Below are 20,137 nucleotides of genomic sequence, written 5' to 3'. Positions count from 1 at the left end.
GGTTTTCAGGCGCGGGATCCATTGGTGGCGAAGCGCCTGCCGCCGTCAGCGTTCGGGCGTCGCGCGCTCCGGCAGGCCGTCGGCAAGGCGGTCGAAGAGCCGCGCCCAGGCGATCAGTCCCTTCCTGAAACTGTCCAGCCGGAAGAATTCGTTCGGCGCGTGATAGTCCTCGTCGGCGGTCGAGAAGGAGAAGAAGACGAGCGGGGCGCCGAGATGCTCCTTGAAGACCGCGCCGATCGGGATCGTCGCGCCCATCGCGACGCGCAAGGGGCGGGCGCCGAGAATGCCTTCGAGAACGTCTTCGGTGATCGCGAGCGCGGGCTCGTCCGGATCGAGCGCGAAGGCGGCGCTGCCCGGCCCGTGCTCCCGGACCTCGATGGCGTAGCCGGTCGGCGTCACCCTTCTCAGATGCGTCTCGATCGCCGCGCACACGGCCTCCGGCTCCTGGCCGGCGACGAGGCGGCAGGTGATCTTCGCGCTCGCCGAGGAGGGGATGACCGTCTTGGTGCCCGGACCTGAATAGCCGCCGGAAATGCCGTTGAATTCCAGCGTCGGTTCGAGCCACTGCCGCGTCAGCAGTTCCTCGGCCGAGGGCAGGGGATCGGGCAGCGGCGCGCCGATCGCGCGGAAATAGTCCGCCGGATCGAAGCCGGAGGCGCGGATCGCGTCGAGGATCGCGGGATCGGGCGGCGTCGCGTCATCGGCAAATCCCGGCACGGCCACCCGGCCGGCCTCGTCGTGGAGGCTCGCCAGCATCCGCGACAGCGCTCGCACCGGGTTCGGTGCGCTGCCGCCATGGCGGCCGGAATGCAGGTCCTTCGATGCGCCGGATACCGTGACGTCGAGCGCGATCAGGCCGCGGCTCGCCACCGTCACCGACGGCAGGTCCGCCCGCCACATGGCGCCGTCGGCCGAGACGACGAGATCGGCCGCGAGCCGCTCCTTCAGTCGCGCGATCGTCTCGCCGAGATGCGGGCTGCCGGATTCCTCCTCGCCCTCGACGATCATCTTCACGTTCAGCGGCGGCTTCCCGCGCGTTTGCGCGAAAGCTTCCGCGACGAGGATCGGGATCATCACCGGCCCCTTGTCGTCGGAAGCACCGCGGGCGTAGAGGCGGTCGTCGCGGATATCAGGCGAAAAGGGCGGGCTCGCCCACTTCTCCAGCGGGTCCGGCGGCTGCACGTCGTAATGGCCGTAGACAAGGATGGTCGGCGCGCCGGGCGCCGCGCACCATTCGGCGACGACGGCCGGATGGCCGCCGGTCTCAATGATCTCGACGGTGGGAAAGCCGGCGCGGGTCAGCCGCTCGGCGACGAAATCGGCCGCAGCCGAGATTCCGGACCGATAGGCGGGATCGGTCGAGACGCTCTCGATCCGGCAGAACGCCTTCAGCTCTTCGATCGCCGCGTCGGCGTTTTCGGACAGATAGGCTTCGACATCGTCCACGGTCCGTCCCTCCGTCATTTGCCGCCGTCCACCGAGAGCACCTGTCCGGAGATCCAGCCCGCCTGTTCGGAGGCGAAGAACATCACGGCGTTGGCGATGTCCTCCGGGCTGCCGAGCCGCTTGAGGGCGATGGCCTGGATCAGCCTGTCCTGGCCTTCCTTCCCCATCGCCTCCCATTGCCGCTCGGTGGTGGGATTGGACCGCACAAAGCCCGGCGCGACGTTGTTCACGGTGATGCCGAAGGGGCCGAGCTCGTGCGCGAGCTGGCGGGTGAGGCCGATCTGGCCGGCCTTGGCGCTGGCATAGGCCTGGATGCCGGTGAGCGAGATGCCGAGCCCGGCGCCGGAGGAGATGTTGACGACGCGGCCCCATTTCTGGCGCTTCATGGCCGGAGCGACGGCCTGGGTCATGTAGAAGGCGCCGGAGAGGTTGACGGCGAAGATGGCCTTCCAGTCGGCCTCGCCGATCTCTTCGATCGGCCGGCCGACCTGGCCGAGGACGCCGCCGGCGCAATTGACCAGGATGTCGACGCCGCCGTCGCGCGCTTCGATCTCGCCGACCGCGGCCTGGACCGCGTCGCGCTCGGTGATGTCGAGCGGGCGTGCCTCGCAGGAGGCCCCGGCCAGCCGCACGGTCTCGGCAAGCTCGGCTTCGAGAATGTCGCAGGCGATCACCCTGGCGCCGCGCTCGCAGAAGCCGATGGCGATGGTCCGGCCGAATCCGTGGGCGGCTCCCGTGACGAGGACGGTCCGCCCCTCGAAGGCAATGTTCATGCGGCGCTCACTTTCCCGTCCCGACCCGCTGCGGCAAGATCGCTCAGATTGTCGGCCGAGAGCGGCCGCGTCCCGTCCTCGATCTCGTGGATCATCGCGATCAGGCGCGCAGTCAGTGGCGCCCGGACGCCGTGGCGTTCGCCGAATTGGACGATCGGCCCGAGCTGCGCATCGACCTCGGTTCTGCGCTTGCGGATGGCGAGGTCGCGCCAGATGCCGCTGTGCGACTTCAGGGAGCGGCGGTTGTGGGCGACCATGTCGTCGAAGGACGTCGCCGTGCGCGCGGCCGGCGCATCCGGGACGAAGGCGAGCGGATCGAAGCCGTCGAAGGGCGCGAGCCGCATGCCGGCGGCCGTCGCGACCGATCCCACCTCGCGGCCGAGCGCGGTCAGCACCGGCCGGTGCGCCGGATCGGCGAGGGCGTCGGCGATGGACAGATCGGTGAGCGCGGTGGCGAACAGGAGGGCGCCGTAGACGAGCTTGCCCCAGAGAAAGCCGAGAATGTTGTCCGAGAGGATCGCGTCGTCGGCAAGGCCGCGCAGAAGAGCGTGCAGTCGTTCGACGCGCGGGGTCCGGGCACCGTCCATCTCGCCGATCACCACCGCGCCCCGGCCGCTGTAGTGGACGAGGCCGGGTTCCAGATAATCGGCGCCGAAATTGACGAAGCAGCCGATTGTGCGCGGCTCGCCGACGATCTGGCCGATGACGTATTCGTTGAGGCCGTTCTGGGCGGAGACGACGCAGCCGGCTTCGGAAAGGTGCGGCGCTAGCTGCCGGGTGGCGGCCTCGGTGTGATGCGCCTTCACGCAGAGGAAGATCGTCTCGAACGTCCCCTCAAGCTCGTCCGGCAGGAAGGCGGGCGCGCGCACCGTGACCTCGAACAGTGGCCCGGCGATCGACAGGCCCTTGGCGTTGATGGCGCGGACATGGTCGCCGTCATTGTCGACGAAGACGACGCTGTGGCCGGTGCGCAGGAAGGCGGCGCCGAGGGTTCCGCCGATCGCGCCGGCGCCCCAGATGAGGATCGGAGCGGCAGGGCTTTCCGTTTCGCTCACGCCCAGGGACCCTCGATCAGCGCGCGGGTCTCGGCGACCGCGACGTTCCAGATCGCCTGCATGTCGTCGTCCGGCTTCTGGTAATAGCCGCCGAAATTGCCGTCGCCCAGGAAGGCGCGGACCTTGTCGGGGTCCATCATCCGCATCAGCGACAGGTCGATCATCGGCTTCATCTGCGTCGGCAGCTGGGCGCCTTCGACCCGTGTCCAGGGAAAGTTCTCCATCCAGGAGGCGTGCGACGCAACGGGGTCGATCTCCTGCACCTTGGCGAAGGTCTCCGGCGCGTTCCACCAATTGTGGAACTTCACCGAGTGGCCGGGATTGTCGGCCATCCATTCGATCGCGAGGCTGCCGGCCGGCTGGTTGCCGCCATGGCCGTTGACGATCAGGATGCGCTTGAAGCCCTGGCGCTTCAACGAGTCGAGGATGTCACGAACCATCCGCACATAGGTCTCGATGCGGATCGAGATCGAGCCGGGATAGGCCAGGAAATAGGGCGTGAGGCCATAGGCGAGGACCGGGAAGACCGGAACGCCCAAGGGCTCGGCGGCCTCCGCGGCCACCCGTTCCGATAGGATCGAGTCAACCGAGAGCGACAGGCCGGCATGCTGCTCGGTGGAGCCGAGCGGCAGGATCGCGCGGTCGTCGGTCTTCAGATAGGCCTCGATCTCGGGCCAATTGACTTGCGAAACTCTCATGACGCTTCCCTTTCCGGAAAGGGGACGCTGTCTGCGGATCCCCGAACGATGGGATGGACGATCCGCTCGATGTCGGCGGGATCGGGAATGTGGCGGTATTCGATGGCCGGCCGATCCGGCCCGACCAGGGGCAGAACGCTTTCGGCACCGCTGGCGTAGACGACGACGCTCGAACGCTCGACGATTTCGGCAAGGTCGGGCTCCTCGACCGTGGTCGCCGCGATCGTCGGCACATGCGGCGCGAAGCGCTGGACGCCGGCCTTCATGATCGGCAGGAAGTCGGGAAAGCGCGAGACGACGGCGACCTTTGCCAGCGGGTCCAGCGAGGCGAGCGAGCGCCGCGTCTCCTCGGACGGGATGAAGCTGATCGAGACCACCTTGGTGTTCGGCAACAGCGCCGCCACCTCCCGCTGGCGGTTGACGAAGGTGATGGCGAGATCGGCGGAGGCGCCGCGGGCGCGGATCTCCGGATTGCGCTGCATGGCCGAGATGGTCAGCGGCTCGACCGTTGCCGCTTCGCCGAGCCGCGAGGCGATGAAACGCGCATAGCTGGCGGTCGCTTCCGGAAACAGTCCGACCATCACGACCTGGGTGCGCCGGCCGAGACTGGTCCGGTAGAACAGCCGGGAATTGACCAGCGAGGCGAGGTCCGTGGCGCGCACCCCCATGGCGAGCCCTTCGTCGATGAGGGCATCGATCCGGCGGCGCAGCTGGATGGCTTCGGGCCGCGAGGCCATCCGGGCCTGGCTCGAATTGGCGATGAAGGTGCCCGACCCCGGCCGCGCCTCTATCAGGCCTTCCGTCTTCAGTTCCCGATAGACTTGGCTTACCGTCATCGGCGCGACGGAGATCCGTTCCGCGAGCTCGCGCACGGACGGAAGCGCTTCGCCGGCCTTCAGTTCGCCGCAGGCGATGCCGTATTCGATCAGGCCCTTCAACTGCGACCGGATCGGCACGGGCAGGTCGCGATCGACATGAAAATTCATCGAGAGTCCGGCTCCAACTGTACTTCGTGGCTAGCACGATCCTGCGAAGCCGGACAAGCCCTGCGATGCGGCAGTTGTTTGGGCATTGCGCCCAAAAAGAGGGCATGATCAGCGAATTGACTCGCCCGCCTCGCCATGCCTATCGTACCAGCGTTCTGGCACACTGCGTGACATGGAGGGCCTCCGCTCATGAAGACCATCATCCGCTCGGCGATCGCCGCTGCGCTTCTCCTCGGCGTCAGCTCGCAGGCCCTCGCGGTCGAGCGCGGCGGCGTCCTGCACTATGGGCGTTACGCCGACAGCCTGTTCCTCGATCCGGTCCTCAACGACGCCAATGTCGACATCTGGATCCTGTCGAACCTCTATGACACGCTGATCCTGCCGACCGACGACGGCAAGGGCCTGAAGCCGGGGCTGGCGACCGAGTGGAAGGTTGCGGATGACGGGCTGTCGGTCGATCTGACGCTGCGCCAGGGGGCGATGTTCTCCGATGGCTCGCCGATCACGCAGGACGACGTGATCTGGTCGCTGAAGCGGGCGGCCAATCCGGAGAACGGCATCTGGAACTTCCTGCTCCAATCCGTCGACGACGTCGTCGCCAAGGGCGATGACGGCATCACCATCAAGCTGAAGCATACCGACCCCGCCATCCTGCCGGCGCTGACGGTGTTCAACGCCGCGATCCTGCCGAAGAAGCAGTTCGAGGCCTCGGAAGGCGAGACCGACGCCGAAAAGGCGAAGTCCTTCGCCGAGCATCCGGTCGGCTCCGGACCGTTCGTGCTGAAGTCCTGGCAGCGCGGATCGACCATGGAGCTGGTCAAGAACGAGCACTATTGGGACAAGGGGGAGGACGGCAAGCCGCTGCCCTATCTCGACGGCATCACCTTCGACCTCCTGCCGGACGACGCGACGCGTATCCTCAAGCTGCAGTCCGGCGAGATCGATGGTGCCGAGTTGATCCCCTATTCCCGCGTCGCCGAGCTGAAGCAGGCGGAGGGGATCGACATGGAGCTCTTCCCCTCGACGCGCATCGCCGACGTCATCATGAACGTGCGCCCGCAGGTCGGCGGCAAGGACAATCCGCTGTCGAACGAGAAGGTTCGCCAGGCGATGAACTACGCCGCGAACAAGCAGGCGATCATCCAGATCGTCACCCATGGCGTCGGCACGCCGATGTCGTCCTACATGTCGTCGGCGACGCCGCTGCATGTGGGCGAGGGCGCCGTCTATCCCTACGACCTGGAAAAGGCGAAGCAGCTGATGAAGGAGGCCGGCTACGAGGACGGCTTCTCGACCTCGATCCTGATCCTCGCCGGCAGCCAGGACGAGATCGGCACGGCGACGGCCCTGCAGCAGATGTGGAGCCAGATCGGCATCAAGCTGGAACTGCAGCAGGTCGACAACGCGACCCGCACGCAAAAATACCGCGACGGCGAGTTCGACATGCGCGCCGGCGCCTGGACCGACGACATCGCCGACCCGAACGAGATCACCTCCTACTACGTCTATTCCAAGAACATCGACGCGGTGCATTCCGGCTGGAAGAGCGAGCGGGCCGACGAGTTGTTCGAGGCGTCGCAGAAGGAGATCGACCAGAAGAAGCGGGCCGAGCAATACGCCGAGATCCAGAAGATCTACAACGCCAGCGGGCCGATCATCCCGCTCTACGAGACGCCCTATCCGGTGGCGCTGCGCGACACGGTGCACGGCTTCCTGCAGATCCCGCTCGGCAACAACGTCTTCCGGGCGACCTGGATCGACAAGTAAGCGAGACGCCGGCGGCGGACGCTCCGGCTCCGCCGCCGACAGGCTCATCGATCGCGCAAATACGGGCTCGGCTCATTGGCCTTCCTCAGCTTCATCACCCGCCGCCTCCTGCAGCTCGTCCCGACGCTCGCCTTCATCGTGGTGGTGATCTTCGTGCTCGTCCGGCTCCTGCCGGGCGACCCGGCGAGCGCCATCCTGGGTGATCGGGCCCGCGACGCGGACGTCGTGCGGATCAACGCCGAGCTCGGCCTCGACAAGCCGCTTCCGGTCCAGTTCCTGGTCTTCGTCCGCAACATCGCGACCGGCGATTTGGGCAATTCGATCCATTTGAAGGTCTCGGTCGCGAGCCTCATCGCCGAGCGTCTGCCGGTGACCTTGATGCTCACGGCGATGGCGGCGCTGATCGCCCTCGTCCTCGCGGTGCCGCTCGCCTTCGTGGCCGCGACCCGGCGAGGCCGGATCTCCGACAGCGCCATTCGCGGCTCGTTCCAGGTCGGCCTTTCCATGCCGGTCTTCTATGTCGGGCTGATCCTCCTCACCGTCTTCGGCGCCCAGCTCCACTGGTTCCCGGTCGGCGGCTTCGGCAACACGTTCGGCGACCAGCTCTACCACCTGTTCCTGCCGGCCGTGACGCTGGCCCTCAGCCTGGCGGCGATCCTGATGCGCAATCTGAGGGCCGCCATCATCGGGGTCATCGATGCCGAATATGTCGACTTCGCCCGCGCCAAGGGGCTGTCCTCGCGTCTCATCATGACCCGGCACGTCCTGCGCAACGCACTGATCTCCACGGTGACGCTGTTCGGCCTGCAGGTCGGCACGCTGCTCGGCGGTGCCGTCATCACCGAGACCGTCTTCGCCATTCCGGGCGCGGGCCGGCTGATGATCGATTCGATCTACGGGCGCGACTATCCGGTCGTGCAGGGGCTGACCCTGGCGCTCGCCCTCGTCGTCTCGCTCTCCTTTCTGGCCACCGACATCGTTCAGGCCTGGCTCGATCCGCGGGTGGCGCGATGACCATGACACTGCCGACCGCCGCCCCCCGCGCGCGCCGCCGTCTGCGCCTCGGGCGGCTGCCGGCGACCTTCGTCGCCGGCGGGCTGATCCTCGCCGCGAGCCTCGTCCTGGCGATCGTGCCGGGGCTGTTCTCGCCCTACGACCCGATCGCGATGGACTACAATGCGCTCCTGTCGCCGCCGGACTGGGCGCATCCCTTCGGCACCGACAGTTTCGGCCGCGACGTCCTCGCGCGGGTGATCCACGCCTATACGATCGACATGCAGATCGCGGTCTTCGCCACGGTCGGACCGCTGATCGTCGGCACGATCGTGGGCGCGCTCGTCGGCTATGCCGGCGGGCTGACGGAGACGCTGTTCGGCCGCATCGTCGACGCGGTGATCAGCTTTCCCTTCCTGGTGCTGGTCATCGCCATCGTCGCCGTGCTCGGCCCCGGCCTCGTCAACATGTATATCGCGGTCGGCGTCATCGACTGGGTGTTCTACGGCCGCCTCGTCGCCGGCGAGGTCAAGGTCCAGAAGCGGCTCGACTATGCCGATGCCGGCCGCGCGATGGGCTACACGCCGATGCGGATCATCTTCCGCCACCTCCTGCCGAACGCCATCACCCCGGCGATCGTCTACTGGATGACCGACATGGCGCTCGCGATTCTACTCGGCTCCTCGCTCGGCTATCTCGGCCTCGGCGCGCAGCCGCCGGCGGCCGAATGGGGCGTGCAGATCGCCGACGGCAAGAACTTCATGGCGACGGCCTGGTGGATCTCGGTCTTCCCCGGCATCGCCATCGTCGTCACCGGCCTCGGCTTCTCGCTCTTCGGCGACGGCCTCGCCGAGCTCTTGAGGACCAAGAAATGAGCGCGGCTGAGGCGGTCTCGATCGAGCCGGCGCTCAGCGTGGACAGGCTGACGACGGTGTTCCGGACGGCGAGCGGCCCGGTCACCGCCGTCGACGGCGTCTCCTTCGACGTCATGCCGGGCGAGGTGCTGGGCCTCGTCGGCGAGAGCGGTTCCGGAAAGAGCGTCACGCTGCGCTCGCTGATGCGGCTCGTTCATGCGCCCGGCGAAGTCACCGGCCGGGTGTTGTGGCGGGGGCAGGACCTTCTCTCCATGCCGGCACGCGCGCTGCGGCGGGTCCGGGGCGGCGAGATCGCGATGATCTTCCAGGAGCCGACGACGGCGCTCAATCCGGTGCTTCCGGTCCGGATGCAGATCGAGGAGAACCTCGCCGCGCACACGGCGCTCGACAAGCGCCAGCGCCGCAAGCGCGCGATCGAGCTCCTCGACCTCGTCGGCATTCCCGCCGCCGAACGGCGGCTGGACGACTATCCGCATCAGTTCTCCGGGGGCATGAAGCAGCGGGTGATGATCGCCATCGCGCTCGCCAGCGATCCCAAGCTGCTCCTCGCCGACGAGCCGACCACCGCGCTCGACGTGACGATCCAGGACCAGATCCTCAAGCTGATCCTCGACCTGCGCGACGAATTTGCCATGAGCGTCGTTTTCGTCACCCATGATCTCGGCGTCGTCGCCGGGACCTGCGACCGGATGGCGGTGATGTATGCGGGGCGGATCGTCGAGAGCGGCAGCGTCGCCGACGTCTTCGCCGAGCCGCACCATCCCTATACGCGCGGGCTTCTGGGGTCGGTGCCGCGCGGCGGGGCGGAGCGGACCATGTTGACATCGATCGAGGGGACGCCGCCGAGCCTTGCCGCGATCCCGCCCGGCTGCGCCTTCGCCCCGCGCTGCGGTTTCGCGACCGCCCGTTGCCGCGAGGAGCGACCTGTGCTCGATCCCTTCGCGCCCGGGCGGATGGTCTCATGCTTCCACCACCAACGCGTCGCCTCCGCCGGAGCGCCGGCATGATGATGGGCGGCACCAAGCATCCTTCGGCCCCGCTGCTCTCCGTGGAGGAGGTGGTGGTGCGCTTCCCGATGCCGCAGAGCATCGTCTCGCGCCTGGCGGGCCGGCCGCGGCTCGCCGTGAACGCGCTGAACGGGGTGAACCTCGCCATCCATCGCGGCGAGACGGTCGGCATCGTCGGCGAGAGTGGTTGCGGCAAGTCGACGCTCGCGCGCTGCCTCGTGCGGCTGCTCGATCCCGACGACGGCCGCGTGCGCTTCGAGGGCCAGGACATCGGCGAACTGAGAGGCTCTGACCGGCGGGCCTTCAACCGCCGGGTCCAGATGATCTTCCAGGACCCGTATTCCTCGCTCAACCCGCGCATGACCGTGCGCCAGATCCTCGGCGAGGCGCTGTCGGTGCACAAGATGCGCCCGCGCGCCGAGATCCCTGGCCGCATCGCCGAACTCCTCGATCTGGTCCGGCTGCCGCAGGATTCCGCCGAGCGCTATCCCCACGAGTTTTCCGGCGGCCAGCGTCAGCGCATCGGCATCGCTCGGGCGCTCGCCGTCGAGCCGGACGTGCTCGTCGCCGACGAACTGGTCTCCGCACTCGACGTCTCGGTCCAGGCGCAGGTGGTGAACCTTCTCCTGCAGCTCCAGGAAGAGCTGCATCTGACCGTCGTCTTCGTCGCCCATGATCTGCGGCTGGTACGGCACATCTCGCACCGGGTCGCCGTCATGTATCTCGGCAAGGTGATCGAGATCGGGCCGACGGAGGCGCTCTTCTCGGCGCCGCGGCATCCCTATACGAGAGCGCTGCTCGACGCCGCGCCCGAGCTCGATCCCGGCCGGCGCACGCGGACGGCGGCGGCGCGGGGGGAATTGCCGAGCCCGCTCGACCTTCCCGCGGGCTGTCTCTTCAACACGCGCTGCCCGCACGTCTTCGAGCGCTGCTTCGCCGAGCGCCCGCTTCTGACGGAGCGGACCGGAGACCACCGCGCGGCCTGCCACCTTGCCGATTTCGGCACGCCGGCCTTCGAGCCGCGAGTGCGGGCCGTAGAGCCGGCCTGACGATGAGGCGATCCGCCGCCGTCGGTTTCCCGTCGCGGCGGCAGTCGGTTCTGTTGTGGTGCGTCAGGCCTTGGCTGGATCAGGCATAGGCCGCGGCGAAGTCGCCTTCCCGCCTGATGCCGTCGAAGTCGTAGCGCGCCTGGAACGGTTCGGCCTTCTCCCGGGCCTGAGCCGTGAGCGCCTGCAGCCGCTTGAGGCCGTCGCCCCGCAGGGCGGCCAACACCTTTGCCTCGTCCGGGAAGTGGGACTGGACCGCGTCGAGCCAGATCGTGCGGCCGGCGAGGAAGCCTCGTGCGCCGGCGGCGTAGGAATAGGACATGACCCGCTCGAACTGGTCAGGCGCAACGCCCCCCGACAGCATCACCCAGGGAATGCCGGCATCCCGGCAGATCGCCCCGATCGTCTCGAACTCCTTGGCGGCCTCGCGAGCCGCGGCGCTACCGTCCGGCGCCGGCAGCGAGGCGCCGGGAAGCGGCGTCTCCAGCTTGTAGAGGTCGACGCCATATTCGGGCTTGGCGAATTCCCGCACGCTCTCGATGACGAGCTCGGCCCGCTTGTCCGGCGATTCCACGTAGTCGGTGGTGTGCGAGGCGCTGTCCGGGAAGGGGTAGACGAGGAGTTCCAGGACATAGGGGATGTCGTGGCGGCGGCACTCGGCGCCGACGGCGCGCACATAGGCCTTCTGATGCGCGATCACCTCGGCGGTGGCGTCCGGCCGGTACCAGGCGAGAACCTTCACCGCATCGCCGCCCACTCGGCGGATCTTCTCGACGCTCCAGTTGTCGATCGAGCGCGACTTGCGCCCGCCCGGCGTCTCCTCGAAGCGGTGCTCCTCCAAGGTGACGATCAGGCCGGTCCTGGCCGGCAGAAGGTCGATCGCCGCGGGAATGGCGAAGTTCGGGTCGAACAGCATCGAGGAGGCGTCATGCGCGAGCGCCTTCACCAGGAGGCGCTTGGCCGCGATCATGTCGGCGAAGGTCACCTCGGCCGGTGCGATGGCCTTGGCCTTGGCGATGGCGGCGATCAGCGGCGGGCGCTGGTCGAGCGCCACCATGGTGAAGTGTCCGTCCGCGTCCGCCAGGCGGGTCAGGCCGCGGCTCTTGCCGATCGTCGTCATGAGTTGTCTCTCCAAAATCGCATTGTCTGTTCGAGTGTCGGGATGCCGCGGCGGCCGCCGGCCTGCGTGCATTTCAACGCGGCGGCGACGCCGGCAAATTCCATGGCGTGGGCGGTCGGCGCCCCCTTGGCGATCGCCAGCGCATAGGCGCCGTGAAAGACGTCGCCCGCGCCGGTCGTGTCGACGATCGCGACTGGCAGGGCCGGTCTGCTTGCGGTCGCGCCATGCTCGCGCCAGAGGACGCCGTCGCCGCCGAGCGTCACCGCCGCGATCCGGCAGCCGAAGGCCGCGACGCTTCCCAGCGCCCCCTCCGTGTCCGCACCCGCAAAGCCGAGCAGGGCGGGCGCGGAGAAGATCGCATGGTCGGTCAGCGGAAGCAGGCGCTCGAACACCTCGCGGTCGGCGACATCGGCGTCGAGAATGGTCGGAATGCCGACCTTGCGCGCCGCGGCGAAGGCGGCTTCCGCCCCCTCCGGCCAGCGCGGGTCGGCCAGGATGGCGCCGGCCTTCGCGACGGCGTCGAGCGGCAGCCAGTCCGGCGCCGGCGGCAGACCCTGCCCGCGAAAATTCGCGATATGCCGTTCGCCCGCCGGATCGACGAATACGCCCGAGATCGATGAGCGGGCGCCGCCGAAGAGGCGAAAGCCGGAGACGTCGACGCCTTCCGCGGCGAGTTCGTCCCGCATCGCCGCGCCCTCGCGGTCCTCGCCGGCCCGGCCCCAGAAGCTCGGGCGACCGCCGAGCCGCGCCACGGCGACCGCCGCGGTCGCGGCCATGCCGCCTCCCTTGGTCAGGAACTCCGGCGCCCGGACCTTGTCGCTGCGGCCCTCAGGCAGGCGCTCGACCTGCCAGATATAGTCGAAGGCGGACAGGCCGAGGCAGATCACCGTGCCCGGGCGGTCGCCCCAGTCCGGCGCGCCTGCGGTCATAGCCCGGCGACGCAGATGTATTTCGTCTCGAGATACTCCTCGATGCCGTATTTCGAGCCTTCGCGCCCGAGACCGGACTGCTTGAAGCCGCCGAACGGCGCCATCTCGTTGGCGATCAGGCCGGAATTGACGCCCACGATGCCGCTTTCGAGCGCTTCGGCGACGCGGAACATGCGGGCGAGGTCCTTGGTGTAGAAATAGGCGGCGAGGCCGAACTCGGTGTCGTTCGCCATGGCGACGACGTCCGCCTCGTCGGTGAAGGGGATGATCGGCGCGAGCGGCGCGAAGGTCTCCTCATGCGCGAGCTTCATCTCCTGCGTCACGCCGGTGATCACCGTTGGCTGGAAGAAGGTCCCGCCGCGTTCGTGCCGCTTGCCGCCGGTGACGAGGCTCGCACCATGACCGAGCGCATCGCTCAAATGCTCCTCCATCTTGGCGACGGCCGCCTCGTCGATCAGCGGTCCCTGGGTCACGCCGGCCTCGGTGCCGCGCCCTACCTTGAGCGCGTTCGCGGCCGCCGCCAGCTTTTCGGCGAAGGCGCCGGCGAGGCTCTCATGGACATAGATGCGGTTGGCGCAGACGCAGGTCTGGCCGGAATTTCGAAACTTCGCGATCATCGCGCCTTCGACCGCGGCATCGAGATCGGCGTCCTCGAAGACGATGAAGGGGGCGTTGCCGCCAAGCTCCAGCGACAGCCGCTTGATCGTAGCTGCGCCCTCGCGCATCAGCCAGCGCCCGACCTCGGTCGAGCCGGTGAAGGAGATCTTGGCGACCTTCGGATTGGCGGTGAACTCGGTGCCGATCTCCCGCGCCTTGCCGGTGACGACTTGGAAGACGCCGGCGGGAATGCCGGCACGCTCGGCGAGGACGCCGAGGGAGAGCGCCGAGAGCGGCGTCTGCGAGGCTGGCTTGACGATGATGGTGCAGCCGGCGGCCAGCGCCGGCCCGGCCTTGCGGGTGATCATGCCGTTCGGAAAGTTCCACGGCGTGATCGCCGCGCAGACCCCGACGGGCTGCTTGACGACGAGGATCCGGCGGTCGGCGCCCGGCGGCGGCACGATGTCGCCATAGACGCGCTTGGCCTCTTCGGCGAACCATTCGAGATAGGCGGCATTGGCGACGATCTCGCCCTTCGCCTCGGCCAGCGGCTTGCCCTGCTCGGCGGTGAGGATCTTCGCCAGGTCGTCGGCATTTTCGAGGATCAGCTCGTACCAGCGGCGGATCAGCCCGGCCCGCTCCTTGGCGGAGCGCTTCGCCCAGTCCTTCTGGGCCGCTTCCGCCGCGTCGATCGCGCGCTTCACGCTGGCATTGTCGAGGCTCGGCACTTCGGCGATGACCTGGCCGTCGGCCGGATCGGTGACTGCGATGCCGGCGCCCTTGGCTGCGCCGATCCATTCGCCGCCGACGAGGCAGCGCTCGGTGAAGAGAGCGGGGTCGGTGAGGCCTTGTATCGTCACGTCGATACTCCTTGTCATGTCGTGTCAGCGGATCGCCCGGCCGGAGTCCTGATCGAACAGGAGCGTCTTGCCGCGGACCGGGATGAGGGGAAGGGTGTCGCCCGGCTTCGGACGGAGATCAGGCGACACGCGGGCGATCGCGTCGGTCTCCGCCAGCCGGAAGTGGACCAGCGTATCGGAGCCGAGCGGCTCGACGAGGTCGACGGTGACGGCAAGCGCGTCCGGATCGTCCGGCGCCACAGTGAAGTGCTCTGGCCGGACGCCGAGGATCAGGGTGGCGTCGCCCTCGGGGCGGTTGGCGGCGCCGGTACCGAGCAGGCTCAGCGGCAGCGTGCGCCCGTCGGCAAGCGCTGCCCAGTCCCCGCGCAGCGTGACGGGCAGGAAGTTCATGGCCGGCGAGCCGATGAAGCCGGCGACGAAGAGGTTGGTCGGCGTCTCGTAGACCTCTTCCGGCGTTCCGACCTGCTGGATGACGCCGGACTTCATCACCACGATCCGGTCAGCCATGGTCATCGCCTCGACCTGGTCGTGGGTCACGAACACCATGGTGGTCCGCAGCTGCTGCGACAGTGCCTTGATCTCGGCGCGAACCTGCGCCCGCAGCTTGGCGTCGAGATTGGACAGCGGCTCGTCGAACAGGAAGACCTTGGGATTGCGCACGATGGCGCGGCCCATGGCGACGCGCTGGCGCTGGCCGCCCGACAGCGCCTTCGGCCGCCGGTCGAGGAAGTCCTGGATATGAAGGAGCGTCGCGGCGCGTGTCACGCGCCCGGCGATCTCCTCCTTGGTCATGCCCCGCATTTCGAGCGAGAAAGCCATGTTCTGGCGGACGGTCATGTGCGGATAGAGCGCATAGTCCTGGAAGACCATGGCGATATCGCGCCGTGCCGCCGGCACATCGTTGACCAGCTGGTCGCCGATCAGGAGCTCGCCGCCATTGACGGCTTCAAGGCCCGCGAGAACCCGCAGCAGCGTCGACTTCCCGCAGCCGGACGGGCCGACCAGCACCACGAACTCGTGGTCCGGGATTTCGAGGTCGAGCTCGGGGATGACGGTGAGGTCGCCGTACTTCTTCACCAGGCTGCGCATCGAGATCGAGGCCATCAGCGCGTCTCCTCGAAGGCGAGGACCGGCTTGATGGATTTGCCTTCGGCGAAATGGGCGAACCGCTCGGGCAGGGCGTCGAGGCCGAAGCGCTCGTCGACCAGCCGGGCATAGCGATCCTTGTTGGCGCGCAGGAGCTCGATGTTCGCGGCAAGGTCGGCCTTCGGGAAGTAGAAGGTGCGCAGCATGGCGAAGTCCTTGCGCCGAAAAACCTTGTCCTCGGTGATCGTCCAGGGGGCGGCGTTCTCGCCGACGAGGACGATGACGCCCTTCGGCAGGACGAGCTCGATCGCGAGGTTGCGTGCGACATGCGCGCCGGAGCATTCGACGATCATGGCAAAGCGCTTGTCGCGGCTGCCGACCGGATGCGCCGCCGCTCCGAAGGAGACGGCGATGGCGAGGCGGCCGGGATTGGGGTCGGACACGAACACCTTCTCGTAGCCGAGCGCCTTGAGGGCGAGGACGACGCCGAGGCCGACGGGCCCTGCGCCGGTGACGAGCACTTCCGGGTCGCCGTCTTTGGGCACGAAGCGCTGCGCCTCGCGGACGGCATGGGCGGAGGTGCCGATCGTGTCGAGGAGGAGGGGGCCGAGATCGTCGGGAATGTCCTCCGGCACCGGCAGCAGGCAGTTGTCCGGCACGGCGACATATTCGCAATAGCCGCCGTCACGGTTCCAGCCGATCAGCGAGGAGACTTCGAGGCACATCTGCGTGTCGCCGGCCCGGCAGGCGGCGCAATGCCCGCAATGGACGGGAATGTAGACGGCGCAGCGCTGGCCATCGAGCTCATGGCCCGGCTGCTCGACGCGGCCGAATATCTCGTGGCCGGCGACGTGCTCGGCGCCGTTGTGCCAGAGCTTGAAGTCGGAGCCGCAGAGCGCTGTGCGCAGGATCTTCACCAGCGCCTCGCCGGCCGCGGGCTCGGGCAGGGGCCGCGTCTCGACGGTGATGCGGTCCTCGCCGTGAAAGGCGGCCGCGCGCATCTGCGGGCGCTGGGTGAGGGGTTCGGTCTGCATGGTGGATCAGCCTTTCACGGCGCCGAGCGTCAGGCCGGAGATCAGCCAGCGCTGGACGATGACGGCGAGGACGAGCGGCGGCAGGGCGATCAGCGTGGCGGCGGCCATCAGGGCGCCCCAGTTCGTCGAGCCTTCGCCGATGAAGTTGAAGGAGGCGGCGATCAGCGTCTTGGTGTCGGAGTTCGACAGGACCAGCGCGAACAGGAAGTAGTTCCAGGAAAAGACGAAGGCGAGGATCGCCGAGACCGCGAGGCCGGAGGTGACGAGAGGCAGCGCGATCCGCCAGAACACGCGGAAGGGCGAGCAGCCGTCCACCTGCGCCGCCTCGTAGACGCTGCGCGGGATGTTGTCGAAGAAGGGCAGGAGCACCCAGATGACGATCGGCATGGTGATCACCGCATGGGTGAGGATCAGCGCCCAGTAGCTGCCGATCATGTCGACCTGCCGGAACATGACGTACCAGGGGAGCAGGAACAAAGTGCCCGGCGCCATGCGGGCGACGAGCGTCACCACGGCCGGCCAGGTGATCCGCGTCCAGGACGCGACGAAGGCCGCGGGCGCGCCGAGGAGAAGGCCGAGCGCCGTGGAAGAGATGGTCACCACCATCGAGTTGTAGGCGTAGTGGAGAAAGGGCGTCGTCTCGGAGAGGGAGGCATAGTTTTCGAGCGTCGGCGTGAAGAAGACCGTCGGCGGATAGGCCGTCACCTCGAAGGACTGCTTGAAGGAGGAAAGCACCATCCACAGCGTCGGGATCATCACGACGCAGCCGGCGAGGAACAACAGGACGGCGTTCAGCCAGGTCGTGACGCGGTCGGAGGAAGCGATTGCGGACATGTCTCTCGTCCTCCTACCAGGCGACCGCGCTGCGCATGCGGTTGAGAACCAGCACCGCGCCGAGGACGATGACCGAGAGCGTCACCATCAGCGCGCTGGCATAGCCGAGCTGGAAGAACTCGAAACCGGTGCGGAAGCCGTAGATGTTGAGGGTCGTCGAGGCGTTGGCCGGGCCACCCTGCGTGGTGATGTAGATGAGGTCGAAGAAGCGCAGGAGGTCGACGCTTCGCAGGATCGTCGCGGTGGCGAGCGTCGGCAGGAGCAGCGGCAGGGTGATGCGCCACAGAACCTTCCAGCCGGAGGCGCCGTCGATCTCCGCCGCCTCGTAGACGCTCGGCGGCAGCGCTTGCAGGCCGCCGAGGACGATCAGCGCGACATAGGGGCTCCACTGCCAGGTATCGATCAGCGCCAGCGTCGGGACGACGAAGCCGGGCGAGGCGAGCCAGGTCGAGGGCGGCAGGCCGAGCGAGGTCAGGATGTAGTTCGCCGCGCCCAGCGAGGGATCGAGGATGACGAGCCACATCATGCCGGCGACGACCGGCGGCATCATGAAGGGCGAGATGAACAGCGAGCGGACGATGCCGGGCAGCTTCTTGGCGCGGAAGAGGAGGAGCGCGAGGACGGTGCCGAAGAAGAGCTGCAGCGCCAGCGACAGGAAGTAGAGGTAGAAGGTGACATACAGCCCGTTCCAGAACTGCTCGTCCGAGATCATTCGGAGATAGTTGCCAGCTCCCGTGAAGCGCGTCATGCCGGTTGCGGTGAAGGCCTGAAGGCTGAGCCAGAGCGTATAGCCGAAGGGAAAAGCGATCATCGCGACGGTGAAGATCAGCGCCGGCGCGGAGAGGCCGACAAGCTGGATCCTGGGCGATGCGGTTCTCTTCATGACGATCCGCCTCAACTGGCCAAAAAGCCGCCGTCGACCGCGAAGACGCTTCCGGTGACGTAGGCGCTCGCGGGCATGGCGAGGAAGGCGACGGTGCCGGCGACCTCCTCCGGCTGTCCCCAGCGGCCGAGCGCGGTGCGGCCGGCGATGCGCTGGTAGTGCGCGGTGTCCTTGCGGCCTTCCGCGTTGATCGCGGTCTCGATGAAGCCCGGTGCGACGGCGTTGACCCGGATCGGATCCTTCGCCCAGGCGAGCGCCAGGCTCTTCGTCAGCATCACGACGCCGGCCTTGCTGGCGCAATAGGCGGGAATGCGCGGCAGGCCGGAATAGGCGTTCATCGAGGCGATGTTGACGATCGAGCCGTGCTTCTTCGCCAGCGCTTCCCGGAAGGCGAGGCAGGCGCTGAACGTGCCGGTGAGGTTGACGTCGAGCACCTTGCGGAAGACGTCGAGCTCGAATTCCTCGTCGCGCCTGAGGATGCCGGCGCAGTTGACGAGGAGGTCGACCCCGTCGAAGCGGCCGGCGAAGTCGCGCATGGCAGCGTCGTCGGTGACGTCGAGGACGTGGAGCGACAGCGCGTCGGACGCGGAAAGCCCGCAGGCCGATATGTCGGCTTCGCTGATGCCGGTCGCGGCGACGCTTGCTCCGAGGTCGCGCAGGAGGCGCACGATGGCGAGGCCGATGCCGCCGAGGCCGCCGATGACGACCGCTCGAAATCCGGGCGCGAACTGGAATTGCTGGCTGGACATGCGACTGACCCGATAAGAGGGGCCGCCCGGCAGGGAGGTGGTTGCCGGGCGGCTGTGCGGAGCGGCTATTCGCGCTCGATCAGCGCGTTCAGCTGCTCGTCCGCATTGGCGCAGGCTTGGTCCACGGTGGCCGTGCCGAGCAGGATGTCGTCCACGGCCTGGCCGACATATTCACGCGATTCCGGGTTCTGGATGATCGGATAGCCGACTTCGGATGTTCCGTTCGCGGCAAGGTCCTGCAGCGCTTCCTGCCACTTCTGGCGCACCGGCTGCTCGGCGAGCCAGGCCTTGTAGTCGGCATCTTCGGCCGCCGCGGCGCGGGGCGGAGCGATGCCTTCGAGGGCGAGCTTGGCCTGCATCTGCGGGCTCGTGGCCCACTGGACGAAGTACCAGGCCGCTTCCGGATGGTCGCTGAACTTCGACACCGCCATCGCCCAGCCGATCGTCGTGGGATGGGAGCCGCCGCTACCTGCCGGCAGCGGCATGATGCCGGTGTCGTTCAGGCGCTCGCCGCCCTCCATCACCGAGGGAAACTCGTTGGAGGACTGGAAGGACATGGCTGCCCTGCCGGCGCGGTAGAGCGAGGTCAGCTGGTAGAAGCTGTAGTTGACGACGCCCGGAGGGCCGTAGGTCTTGAGGAGGTCGGCGTAGGTCTTCAGCGCCTTCTTGCCGGCGTCGGAGCACAGGTTCGACTTGCCGTCCTTCATGTATTCCCCGCCTTCATTGTGCAGGAAGTTGGAGAAGGTGTAGGGCAGTGCCGGCTTCAGGCCGCGCGAGGCGAAGGGCGTGACGTTCGAGGCGTCGGAGCAGGCCTTGATCTTCTCCGCCGCGCTCTGGATGTCGGCGATCGACTTCGGCACGGCGACGCCGCACTTCTCGAAGATGTCGGTGCGGTAGTAGAGGAGCGGCCCCTCGATGTTGAGCGGGATGCCGGTCAGCGTGCCGTCGAAGGTGCCGGCGTCGACCAGCGCCTTGCCGAGGCCCTTGAAATCGTAGTCGGCCGAAACGGCCTTCTGCGTATAGGGGGTCAGGTCCTGATACCAGCCGGCGGCGGCGAACTGCCGACCCTCGCGCGAGGGGAGCGTCATGAAGACGTCGACCTCGTCGGAACGAGCGTTCAGCACCGTCAGCAGGCGCTGGCGCATCTGCTGCTCCTGATAGCTGTCGACCTTGAGCGTGATGCCGGTCTTCTTCTCGAAGTCGTCCTTGTATTTCAGGATCGCGTTGGCGACGGGGTTGTTGTTCGCGAGGAAGGTGATCGTCTCGCCCTTGTGGGCGTTCCAGTCGAAATCCTGCGCGTGAGCCGCCTGGACGAAGGCGGCGGATGCGAGAAGGGCGGCGGTGAGGCCGCAGGCCTGCTTTAGAGACTGCGTCATTTGGAAGATCCTCCCAGATCGGT

The 20,137-nt window shown here is 67.8% G+C and carries 19 protein-coding genes; 5 read left to right on the top strand and 14 right to left on the bottom strand.

Annotated features, from left to right (window positions below; genetic code table 11):
- Positions 1-45: 45 nt before the first annotated feature.
- Genes LH400_RS13065 through LH400_RS13045 form a run of 5 tightly spaced genes read right to left on the bottom strand, consistent with a single transcriptional unit; the run spans position 46 to position 4,958 of the window.
- Complete coding sequence (locus LH400_RS13065; RefSeq protein ID WP_229153157.1) at positions 46-1,464, bottom strand: dipeptidase; 1,419 nt, start codon at positions 1,462-1,464, stop codon at positions 46-48.
- Positions 1,461-2,219: an SDR family NAD(P)-dependent oxidoreductase gene (locus LH400_RS13060; RefSeq protein ID WP_229153156.1), complete on the bottom strand. Its 759-nt coding sequence runs from the start codon at positions 2,217-2,219 to the stop codon at positions 1,461-1,463. Before LH400_RS13060 ends, LH400_RS13065 begins: the two co-directional genes overlap by 4 nt.
- Complete coding sequence (locus LH400_RS13055) at positions 2,216-3,274, bottom strand: ketopantoate reductase family protein (protein WP_229153155.1); 1,059 nt, start codon at positions 3,272-3,274, stop codon at positions 2,216-2,218. The genes LH400_RS13060 and LH400_RS13055 overlap by 4 nt, the downstream gene beginning before the upstream one ends.
- Positions 3,271-3,972: a creatininase family protein gene (locus tag LH400_RS13050; RefSeq protein ID WP_229153154.1), complete on the bottom strand. Its 702-nt coding sequence runs from the start codon at positions 3,970-3,972 to the stop codon at positions 3,271-3,273. Before LH400_RS13050 ends, LH400_RS13055 begins: the two co-directional genes overlap by 4 nt.
- Positions 3,969-4,958 carry a GntR family transcriptional regulator gene (locus tag LH400_RS13045; protein WP_229153153.1) on the bottom strand — a complete coding sequence of 330 codons (990 nt, stop codon included), beginning with the start codon at positions 4,956-4,958 and terminating at the stop codon, positions 3,969-3,971. The genes LH400_RS13050 and LH400_RS13045 overlap by 4 nt, the downstream gene beginning before the upstream one ends.
- Before the next feature lie 189 nt (positions 4,959-5,147).
- Here LH400_RS13045 and LH400_RS13040 point away from each other — a divergent pair, with 189 nt between their 5' ends.
- The 5 genes from LH400_RS13040 (at position 5,148) to LH400_RS13020 (ending at position 10,649) form a co-directional block, all read left to right on the top strand.
- A complete protein-coding gene (locus LH400_RS13040; RefSeq protein WP_229153152.1) occupies positions 5,148-6,725 on the top strand; it encodes an ABC transporter substrate-binding protein in 1,578 nt (525 codons plus the stop codon).
- 75 nt (positions 6,726-6,800) lie between these two features.
- Entirely contained in the window at positions 6,801-7,739 is a 939-nt protein-coding gene (locus tag LH400_RS13035) for an ABC transporter permease (RefSeq protein ID WP_229153151.1), read from the top strand.
- A complete protein-coding gene (locus tag LH400_RS13030) occupies positions 7,736-8,593 on the top strand; it encodes an ABC transporter permease (protein ID WP_229153150.1) in 858 nt (285 codons plus the stop codon). The genes LH400_RS13035 and LH400_RS13030 overlap by 4 nt, the downstream gene beginning before the upstream one ends.
- Positions 8,590-9,600, top strand: a complete 1,011-nt coding sequence (locus LH400_RS13025; RefSeq protein ID WP_229153149.1) for an ABC transporter ATP-binding protein — start codon at positions 8,590-8,592, stop codon at positions 9,598-9,600. The genes LH400_RS13030 and LH400_RS13025 overlap by 4 nt, the downstream gene beginning before the upstream one ends.
- Complete coding sequence (locus tag LH400_RS13020; RefSeq protein WP_229153148.1) at positions 9,597-10,649, top strand: ABC transporter ATP-binding protein; 1,053 nt, start codon at positions 9,597-9,599, stop codon at positions 10,647-10,649. The genes LH400_RS13025 and LH400_RS13020 overlap by 4 nt, the downstream gene beginning before the upstream one ends.
- Before the next feature lie 79 nt (positions 10,650-10,728).
- Here LH400_RS13020 and LH400_RS13015 read toward each other — a convergent pair whose 3' ends face one another.
- The 9 genes from LH400_RS13015 to LH400_RS12975 all read right to left on the bottom strand — a co-directional run bounded on the left by LH400_RS13015 (position 10,729) and on the right by LH400_RS12975 (position 20,114).
- A complete protein-coding gene (locus LH400_RS13015) occupies positions 10,729-11,766 on the bottom strand; it encodes a tagatose 1,6-diphosphate aldolase (protein WP_229153147.1) in 1,038 nt (345 codons plus the stop codon).
- A complete protein-coding gene (locus LH400_RS13010; protein WP_229153146.1) occupies positions 11,763-12,695 on the bottom strand; it encodes a sugar kinase in 933 nt (310 codons plus the stop codon). The genes LH400_RS13015 and LH400_RS13010 overlap by 4 nt, the downstream gene beginning before the upstream one ends.
- Positions 12,692-14,146: an NAD-dependent succinate-semialdehyde dehydrogenase gene (locus LH400_RS13005; protein ID WP_229153181.1), complete on the bottom strand. Its 1,455-nt coding sequence runs from the start codon at positions 14,144-14,146 to the stop codon at positions 12,692-12,694. The genes LH400_RS13010 and LH400_RS13005 overlap by 4 nt, the downstream gene beginning before the upstream one ends.
- Before the next feature lie 30 nt (positions 14,147-14,176).
- The gene (locus LH400_RS13000; protein WP_229153145.1) at positions 14,177-15,256 is read right to left on the bottom strand and encodes an ABC transporter ATP-binding protein; all 1,080 of its coding nucleotides are present in this window, start codon (positions 15,254-15,256) and stop codon (positions 14,177-14,179) included.
- Positions 15,256-16,272, bottom strand: coding sequence for an alcohol dehydrogenase catalytic domain-containing protein (locus tag LH400_RS12995; RefSeq protein WP_229153144.1), 1,017 nt, complete (start codon positions 16,270-16,272; stop codon positions 15,256-15,258). The genes LH400_RS13000 and LH400_RS12995 overlap by 1 nt, the downstream gene beginning before the upstream one ends.
- Before the next feature lie 6 nt (positions 16,273-16,278).
- Complete coding sequence (locus LH400_RS12990) at positions 16,279-17,106, bottom strand: carbohydrate ABC transporter permease (protein ID WP_229153143.1); 828 nt, start codon at positions 17,104-17,106, stop codon at positions 16,279-16,281.
- Between the two features lie 13 nt (positions 17,107-17,119).
- Positions 17,120-17,989 carry a carbohydrate ABC transporter permease gene (locus LH400_RS12985; protein ID WP_229153142.1) on the bottom strand — a complete coding sequence of 290 codons (870 nt, stop codon included), beginning with the start codon at positions 17,987-17,989 and terminating at the stop codon, positions 17,120-17,122.
- An 11-nt stretch (positions 17,990-18,000) separates the two neighbouring features.
- A complete protein-coding gene (locus tag LH400_RS12980; RefSeq protein ID WP_229153141.1) occupies positions 18,001-18,738 on the bottom strand; it encodes an SDR family NAD(P)-dependent oxidoreductase in 738 nt (245 codons plus the stop codon).
- Positions 18,739-18,803: 65 nt separating this feature from the next.
- Positions 18,804-20,114 carry an ABC transporter substrate-binding protein gene (locus LH400_RS12975; protein WP_229153140.1) on the bottom strand — a complete coding sequence of 437 codons (1,311 nt, stop codon included), beginning with the start codon at positions 20,112-20,114 and terminating at the stop codon, positions 18,804-18,806.
- Between the last annotated feature and the right edge of the window lie 23 nt (positions 20,115-20,137).

Source organism: Jiella soli (assembly GCF_020615385.1).
GTDB lineage: Bacteria > Pseudomonadota > Alphaproteobacteria > Rhizobiales > Rhizobiaceae > VKMB-3413.
The sequence above is the reverse complement of the archived record's forward strand: the minus strand, read 5'-3'. Positions and strand labels throughout refer to the sequence as shown.